The sequence below is a fragment of the Neobacillus drentensis genome (assembly GCF_036962125.1).
In the GTDB taxonomy this organism is placed as follows: Bacteria; Bacillota; Bacilli; order Bacillales; family Cytobacillaceae; genus Neobacillus; species Neobacillus drentensis_B.
Map to the genome: position 1 here is coordinate 84,060 of NZ_JBALOA010000019.1, position 7,995 is coordinate 92,054.

Genomic DNA, 7,995 nt, shown 5'->3' on the forward strand with positions numbered 1-7,995 from the left:
AGTATAATGGAGCAAACAATAATTACGTTTTACACCAGAAAGGGCTGCCCGCTTTGTGATAAAGCCAAGTCCATGCTGCTTGAACTTAATAAAGACTATGATTTCATTTTAGAAGAATTTGATATCGAATCCAGTGATGAACTAACCGAACAATATGGGTTAATGATTCCTGTCGTTCAAATTGATGGAGTAGAAGCTGGTTTTGGCGTTATTAATAAATTTGACATAAGTAACCGTTTGCAAGAAAAAAAAGCTAATCTTAATAGTTGAAATAGCTTTTCACTCCTGTTACAATAAAAAACGTAGCAGGGGTGATTTTTTTTCGAGGTAGTGGGACATAATATGTCTATGGTGGACATTTTAAGACCAACTACATATAATAAAGGAGCATGTGATTCATGCAATCATTTATCGATATCCAAAAGAGATTATTACCCGACCTGCTTCAGGTTCTCCAAAAAAGATATTCTATCCTTAGATACATAGGTTTTATGCAGCCGGTAGGAAGAAGAAGCTTAGCGGGCAGCCTGGGGTACACCGAACGAGTCCTTCGTGGTGAAGTGGATTTCTTACGGGAGCAAAATTTAATTTACACCAATAATGTGGGAATGAGTTTAACTCCTGAAGGGAAAAATTTACTAGAAGACTTGGAAGAGTTTATGCGTGAGCTAAAGGGCATTGATGTGATGGAGCTGGAATTGAAGCACAAACTGGGCATTAAAAAGGTCATTATTGTACCTGGCGATAGCGATGATTCGCTTATGGCGAAAGGTGAACTTGGTAAAGCCTGTGCGGTGTGCATGAAAAAGCTTTTTAGCGGAAAAAATATCATTGCTGTAACTGGCGGTTCAACGATGGCTGCTGTCGCAGAGAGACTCTCACCAGAGTCACCTCAAAAAGAACTTCTATTTGTTCCAGCCAGAGGCGGAGTAGGTGAGGATGTTCAAAATCAGGCGAATACGATTTGCTCAATCATGTCAAGAAACACCCATTCTAAACATCGAGTATTTTATGTTCCTGATCAAGTCAGTACGGATATCTACGAATCGCTTATTAAAGAACCCGGCATTCATGAAGTTTTGAATTTGATTAAATCGCCTAGCATGGTTCTCCATGGAATTGGAGATGCTATCACAATGGCTGAGCGAAGAAAAACGAACGCTGAGATTCTTAGCCATCTGGAAAGTAAACAGGCTGTGGGTGAAGCATTTGGCTATTATTTTAACGAACAAGGCGAAATTGTTCATAAGGTATTAACAATTGGCCTGCAATTAGAAGATTTAGTCAACATTCCTAATGTTATTGCGGTAGCAGGTGGAAGTTCCAAGGCGAAGGCAATTAAAGCATATTTAAAAAAAGCTCCAGCATCGACGATATTAATTACAGATGAAGGTGCAGCGAAAAAGTTATTAAAAGGGTAAATCCTTTTTAAAATAAAAAACATCCTTACCCAATTTAAAGGAGGAAATTTATCATGTCAGTAAAAGTTGGAATTAATGGATTTGGACGTATTGGTCGTAACGTATTTCGTGCGGCTTTGAACAATAGCAATGTGGAAATCGTTGCGATTAATGACTTAACAGATGCAAATATGCTTGCACACCTTTTAAAATATGACACTGTTCACGGAACTCTTGCAGAAGATGTAACTGTTGATGGTGAATACCTAGTAGTTGGCGGACACAAAGTGAAGGTTCTTGCAGAACGCGATCCAGCACAATTAGGCTGGGGCGGTCTTGGCGTTGACGTAGTTATCGAATCTACAGGCCGTTTCACAAAGCGTGAAGATGCTGCGAAACATCTTGAAGCAGGTGCGAAAAAAGTAATCATCTCTGCTCCAGCATCAAACGAAGATATCACCATCGTAATGGGCGTTAACGAAGACAAATACGATGCGAACAACCACCATGTTATTTCTAATGCTTCTTGTACAACTAACTGTCTTGCTCCATTTGCAAAAGTATTAAATGATACTTTTGGAATCAAGCGCGGTATGATGACAACTATTCACTCTTATACTAATGACCAACAAATTCTTGACTTGCCACACAAGGACTACCGTCGTGCTCGTGCAGCAGCTGAAAACATGATCCCAACTTCAACTGGTGCTGCTAAAGCCGTTGCTCTTGTTTTACCAGAACTTAAAGGTAAATTAAACGGTATGGCAATGCGTGTTCCAACTCCAAACGTTTCAATCGTTGACTTAGTTATGGAGTTAGAAAAAGATGTAACAGCTGAAGAAATTAACTCAGCATTAAAAACAGCAGCTGAAGGCCCATTAAAAGGCATTTTAGCATACAGCGACCTTCCATTAGTTTCTACTGACTACAATGGTTCTACTGTATCTTCAACTATCGATGCATTATCTACCATGGTTCTTGAAGGCAACATGGTTAAGGTATTATCTTGGTACGATAACGAAGTTGGTTACTCTAACCGCGTTGTTGACCTTTGTGACTACCTTGCACAAAAAGGACTTTAATATATTCAAAACGGACTTATGATTGTTTGCCAATCATAAGAAGTTGATCATAACAAAGGTTTTCCAAAGGGGAGCGGGGAGTATGTGCCCCCCTCCCCTTTTTATTGATTTTGACGACATTTTCTAAAAACCAATACTCTACCGGAGGTCCTTTATGAATAAGAAAACTCTCAAAGATGTCGATGTAAAAGGTAAACGCGTATTTTGCCGGGTGGATTTTAACGTCCCAATGCAGGATGGGAAAATAACCGATGAAACGCGGATTCGTGCCGCACTTCCAACGATTCAATACCTAGTTGATCAAGGTGCTAAAGTCATTTTAGCCAGTCACTTCGGCCGTCCGAAAGGAAAAGTAGTCGAAGAAATGCGTTTAACTCCAGTTGGTGTCAGACTTTCTGAACTGCTTGGTAAAGATGTGAAGAAGGCAGATGAAGCGTATGGCGATTCTGTGAAAGCAATGATTGAAACGATGACCGAAGGCGATGTTCTACTCCTTGAAAATGTTCGTTTCTATCCAGGTGAAGAAAAGAATGATCCTGAATTGGCGAAATCTTTTGCAGAGCTAGCTGATGTTTATGTAAATGACGCCTTTGGTGCTGCACACCGTGCCCATGCTTCAACTGAAGGAATTGCGCATATTCTACCGGCTGTTTCAGGTCTTTTAATGGAAAAAGAATTGGATGTGCTTGGTAAAGCCCTTTCCAACCCAGAGCGTCCGTTTACAGCGATTATCGGCGGAGCGAAGGTAAAGGACAAGATTGGTGTTATTGAAAATCTATTAGAATTAGTCGATAACTTAATCATTGGCGGTGGACTTGCTTATACGTTTGTGAAGGCACAAGGCCATGAGGTTGGAAAATCGTTACTAGAGGCAGATAAGATTGATCTTGCCAAATCATTTATTGAAAAGGCAAAAGAAAAAGGCGTTAATTTCTATATGCCTGTGGATGCCGTGGTTGCGGATGATTTCTCTGCAGACGCTAATTCAAAAGTGGTCGCAATTGAAGAAATTCCAGCGGATTGGGAAGCACTTGATATCGGACCAAAAACAGCTGAAATCTACCGTGATGTCATTCAAAAATCAAAATTAGTTATTTGGAATGGTCCAATGGGCGTATTTGAAATCGATAAGTTTGCTGGCGGCACAAAAGCAGTGGCGGAAGCACTTGCCGAAGCAGAGGGTACATATTCAGTCATTGGCGGTGGAGATTCTGCAGCGGCGGTTGAAAAGTTCAACTTAGCCGATAAAATGAGCCACATCTCCACTGGAGGCGGCGCTTCCCTTGAATTTATGGAAGGCAAAGCCCTGCCAGGAGTAGTTGCTTTAAACGATAAATAAGTTAAATCACGAAAGGATGTTCAAGTATGCGTAAGCCAATTATTGCAGGAAACTGGAAAATGAACAAAACGCTTTCTGAGGCAAAAAGCTTTGCAGAAGAAGTAAAAGGTCTTGTACCTGCACCAGAAAAAATGGATTCCGTCATCTGCGCACCTGCATTATTTTTACAGAGTCTTGTCGAAGTAACTGAAGGTACCAATGTAAAAATCGGTGCTCAAAACATGCATTTTGAAGAAAGTGGAGCATTTACCGGCGAAATCAGCCCGAAAGCACTTGCTGACCTTGCTGTTCAATATGTAATTATCGGACACTCAGAACGCCGCGAAATGTTTAATGAAACCGATGAATCGGTGAACAAGAAGGCTCTTTCAGCCTTTAAATATAACTTGACTCCAATCGTATGCTGTGGAGAAACATTAGAACAGCGTGAAAATGGTGAAACAAACCAACTAGTTGGTGACCAAGTAGCGAAAGCGTTAACTGGACTAACTGAAGAGCAAGTAAAGCAAACGGTCATTGCTTATGAACCTATTTGGGCAATTGGTACAGGCAAATCCTCTACATCGGCTGATGCGAATGAAGTGTGTGCTCATATCCGTCAGGTAGTAGCTCAACAATTCTCGCAAGACGTTGCCGATGCAGTAAGAATTCAGTATGGCGGCAGTGTGAAGCCAGAGAACATTAAAGAATACATGGCACAACCTGATATTGATGGTGCATTAGTAGGCGGAGCAAGCCTTGAAGCACAATCCTTCTTACAACTATTGGAGGCAGGCAGTTATGAGTAAATCTCCCGTTGCTCTGATTATCCTTGATGGTTTTGGATGTAGGGGCGAAACAAAAGGGAATGCGGTCGCGCAGTCAAAAAAACCGAATTTTGATCGTTTTTGGAGCGAGTATCCACATTCTCATTTAACAGCATCTGGTGAGGCCGTGGGTCTCCCAGAAGGTCAAATGGGTAACTCCGAGGTTGGCCACCTAAATATTGGTGCTGGCCGAATTGTTTATCAAAGCTTAACACGCGTGAACATTGCGATTCGTGAAGGTGAATTTGAAAAAAATGAAACCTTTACAGGGGCGATGGAGCATGTGAAGAAAAATGGCACAGCCCTTCATTTATTTGGATTATTGTCAGATGGCGGGGTCCATAGCCATATTCAACATATGTTCGCCCTCTTGAAGCTGGCAAAAGAAGAAGGCGTCGAAAAAGTATATGTGCACGCATTCCTTGACGGCCGCGATGTTGGACAGAAAACTGCAGCTAAATTTATCCAAGAAACATTGGATAAAATGAAAGAATACGGTGTAGGTGAATTTGCTACGATTTCAGGGAGATACTACTCTATGGACCGTGATAAACGCTGGGAGCGCGTCGAAAAATCGTACCGTTCAATGGTCTATGGCGAAGGTCCTACCTACTCGAATCCTTTAGATGTAGTAGAAGATTCTTATTCTCATGGAATCTTTGATGAATTCGTGATCCCATCTGTGATTACAAAAGAAGATGGGCAGCCTGTTGCGACTATTCAGGACAATGATGCCGTTATTTTCTATAACTTCCGTCCTGACCGTGCGATTCAGATTTCTAATACATTTACAAACGAAGACTTCCGCTCTTTTGACCGCGGGCCAAAACATCCGAAAAATTTATTTTTCGTATGCTTAACTCACTTCAGTGAATCGGTGGATGGATATGTTGCCTTCAAACCAACCAATTTAGATAACACCATTGGTGAAGTGCTAGCCCAAAACAACATGAAGCAATTAAGAATTGCTGAAACTGAGAAATACCCGCATGTTACCTTCTTTATGAGTGGCGGCCGTGAGGAAAAGTTCCCTGGTGAAGAGCGGATTTTAATCAACTCTCCAAAGGTGGCAACCTATGACCTTCAGCCAGAAATGAGTGCTTATGAAGTGACAGACGCCTTACTTAAAGAAATAAAAGCGGATAAATTTGATGCCATTTTACTAAACTTTGCTAACCCGGATATGGTGGGTCATTCTGGTATGCTAGAGCCAACCATCAAGGCAATCGAAACCGTTGATGAATGCCTAGGGAAAATCGTTGATTTAATTCTTGAAAAAGGCGGTTCCGTCATTATTACCGCTGACCATGGAAATGCTGATGAGGTAATCACACTTGAAGGTGAGCCAATGACAGCACATACGACCAATCCTGTGCCGGTAATTGTGACAAAACAAGGAATTCAACTCCGAGACGGAGGAATTCTTGGGGATTTAGCGCCAACTATGTTAGACTTATTGGGTCTTGAAAAACCAGTGGAAATGACTGGAACATCATTAATAAAAAACTAATTTAATTTTTAAGGAGAGATTTTACATGCCATTTATTGCAGACGTATACGCTCGTGAAGTATTAGATTCCCGTGGTAACCCTACAGTTGAAGTTGAAGTATTTACAGAATCAGGTGCATTTGGACGCGCAATGGTTCCAAGTGGAGCTTCTACTGGTGAATATGAAGCTGTTGAACTTCGTGACGGAGACAAAGACCGTTACCTTGGAAAAGGTGTTCAAAAAGCCGTTGACAACGTAAATGAAATTATTGCGCCACATCTTGTCGGCGAAGAATTCAGCGTTTTAGACCAAGTTTCTGTCGACCAAGCTCTAATCGAACTTGATGGTACAGATAACAAAGGAAAATTAGGAGCAAACGCGATCCTTGGTGTGTCTATGGCCGTTGCACATGCTGCAGCAAACTACTTAGATATCCCTTTATATCAATACCTTGGCGGTTTCAACTCTAAGCAGCTTCCAGTGCCAATGATGAACATTGTAAACGGTGGGGAACATGCAGATAACAACGTTGATATTCAAGAATTCATGATCATGCCTGTTGGCGCTCCAAACTTCAAAGAAGCGCTTCGTATGGGTGCAGAAATTTTCCACACATTAAAGTCTGTTCTTAAAGGTAAAGGCCTTAACACTGCAGTTGGTGACGAAGGCGGATTTGCACCAAACTTAGGATCAAACGAAGAAGCTCTTCAAACGATTGTTGAAGCAATCGAAAAAGCTGGTTACAAGCCAGGTGAAGAAGTTATGCTTGCGATGGATGCTGCATCTTCTGAGTTCTACAACAAAGAAGACGGTAAATACCATCTTGCTGGTGAGGGTGTTGTCAAGACATCTGCAGAAATGGTTGACTGGTACGAAGAGCTTTCTTCTAAATACCCAATCGTGTCAATCGAAGACGGTTTAGACGAAAATGACTGGGAAGGCCACAAGTTACTAACTGAGCGCCTAGGCAAAAAAGTTCAATTAGTTGGTGATGATTTATTTGTTACTAACACACGTAAATTGGCTGAAGGTATTGAAAAAGGAATTGGTAACTCAATCCTTATCAAAGTAAACCAAATTGGTACGCTTACTGAAACATTTGATGCGATTGAAATGGCAAAACGCGCTGGTTACACAGCTGTTATCTCTCACCGTTCTGGTGAAACTGAAGACAACACAATTGCTGACATTGCGGTTGCAACCAACGCAGGTCAAATCAAGACTGGTGCACCTTCTCGTACGGACCGTGTTGCGAAATACAACCAATTGCTTCGTATTGAAGATAACTTAGGTGAAACTGCACAATATTTAGGTAAGAAGACATTCTACAACTTAAGCAAATAATATTTTAGACTTAGGCGCACATTTTCGGATGTGTGCCTTTTTATATATAAAGGTCACCAAAGTGACACTAAGGACTATTGTTTTAACCGACAAAATATGATAAATTTAATATACTGTGAATTGTATCGACTACAGGAGGTGGCCTTTATGCATACATTTTTAGTAGTTTTATTAGTAATCGTGAGTATCGGACTTATTGGTGTGGTTATACTTCAATCAGGTAAAAGCGCTGGATTATCTGGTGCCATTTCTGGTGGTGCTGAATCTCTTTTTGGTAAACAAAAAGCAAGGGGACTTGATTTGATTCTACATCGTATTACGATTGTATTAGCAGTTTTGTTTATCCTGCTTGCTATTGCAGTGACTTACTTTCAAATTTAAGCTTTCACACAAACCTGGCCGCATGCGCCAGGTTTTTTATTTAGGTAAGATAAAGATGAGAGAGCTTCCACTTTTCTTAAAAGATAAGAAAGTAAAAGTTTTTTGAATTTAGTTTACTGTATAGCTCCAGCGCCCTAGCGGCTAGTGTCCTTC

Annotated in this window: 8 protein-coding genes; all 8 read left to right on the plus strand. The window is 41.0% G+C overall.

Features of this window, described 5'->3' with window-relative positions:
• The first annotated feature begins 6 nt into the window (after nt 1-6).
• The 8 genes from V7121_RS17470 (at nt 7) to secG (ending at nt 7,842) form a co-directional block, all read left to right on the plus strand.
• The gene (locus tag V7121_RS17470) at nt 7-270 is read left to right on the plus strand and encodes a glutaredoxin family protein (RefSeq protein WP_335500985.1); all 264 of its coding nucleotides are present in this window, start codon (nt 7-9) and stop codon (nt 268-270) included.
• 128 nt (nt 271-398) lie between these two features.
• Entirely contained in the window at nt 399-1,421 is a 1,023-nt protein-coding gene (locus V7121_RS17475; RefSeq protein WP_335500987.1) for a sugar-binding transcriptional regulator, read from the plus strand.
• A gap of 53 nt (nt 1,422-1,474) precedes the next feature.
• Nucleotides 1,475-2,482: a type I glyceraldehyde-3-phosphate dehydrogenase gene (gene gap / locus V7121_RS17480; RefSeq protein WP_335500989.1), complete on the plus strand. Its 1,008-nt coding sequence runs from the start codon at nt 1,475-1,477 to the stop codon at nt 2,480-2,482.
• Between the two features lie 154 nt (nt 2,483-2,636).
• The gene (locus V7121_RS17485; protein ID WP_335500991.1) at nt 2,637-3,821 is read left to right on the plus strand and encodes a phosphoglycerate kinase; all 1,185 of its coding nucleotides are present in this window, start codon (nt 2,637-2,639) and stop codon (nt 3,819-3,821) included.
• Nucleotides 3,822-3,847: 26 nt separating this feature from the next.
• Nucleotides 3,848-4,609 (plus strand): triose-phosphate isomerase, encoded by a 762-nt coding sequence (gene tpiA, locus V7121_RS17490; RefSeq protein ID WP_335500993.1) that lies wholly within the window; start codon nt 3,848-3,850, stop codon nt 4,607-4,609.
• Nucleotides 4,602-6,137 carry a 2,3-bisphosphoglycerate-independent phosphoglycerate mutase gene (gpmI, locus tag V7121_RS17495; RefSeq protein ID WP_335500995.1) on the plus strand — a complete coding sequence of 512 codons (1,536 nt, stop codon included), beginning with the start codon at nt 4,602-4,604 and terminating at the stop codon, nt 6,135-6,137. The genes tpiA and gpmI overlap by 8 nt, the downstream gene beginning before the upstream one ends.
• 25 nt (nt 6,138-6,162) lie before the next feature.
• A complete protein-coding gene (gene eno / locus V7121_RS17500; protein WP_335500997.1) occupies nt 6,163-7,461 on the plus strand; it encodes a phosphopyruvate hydratase in 1,299 nt (432 codons plus the stop codon).
• A 147-nt stretch (nt 7,462-7,608) separates the two neighbouring features.
• A complete protein-coding gene (gene secG / locus V7121_RS17505; RefSeq protein WP_335501038.1) occupies nt 7,609-7,842 on the plus strand; it encodes a preprotein translocase subunit SecG in 234 nt (77 codons plus the stop codon).
• Nucleotides 7,843-7,995 lie beyond the last annotated feature (153 nt).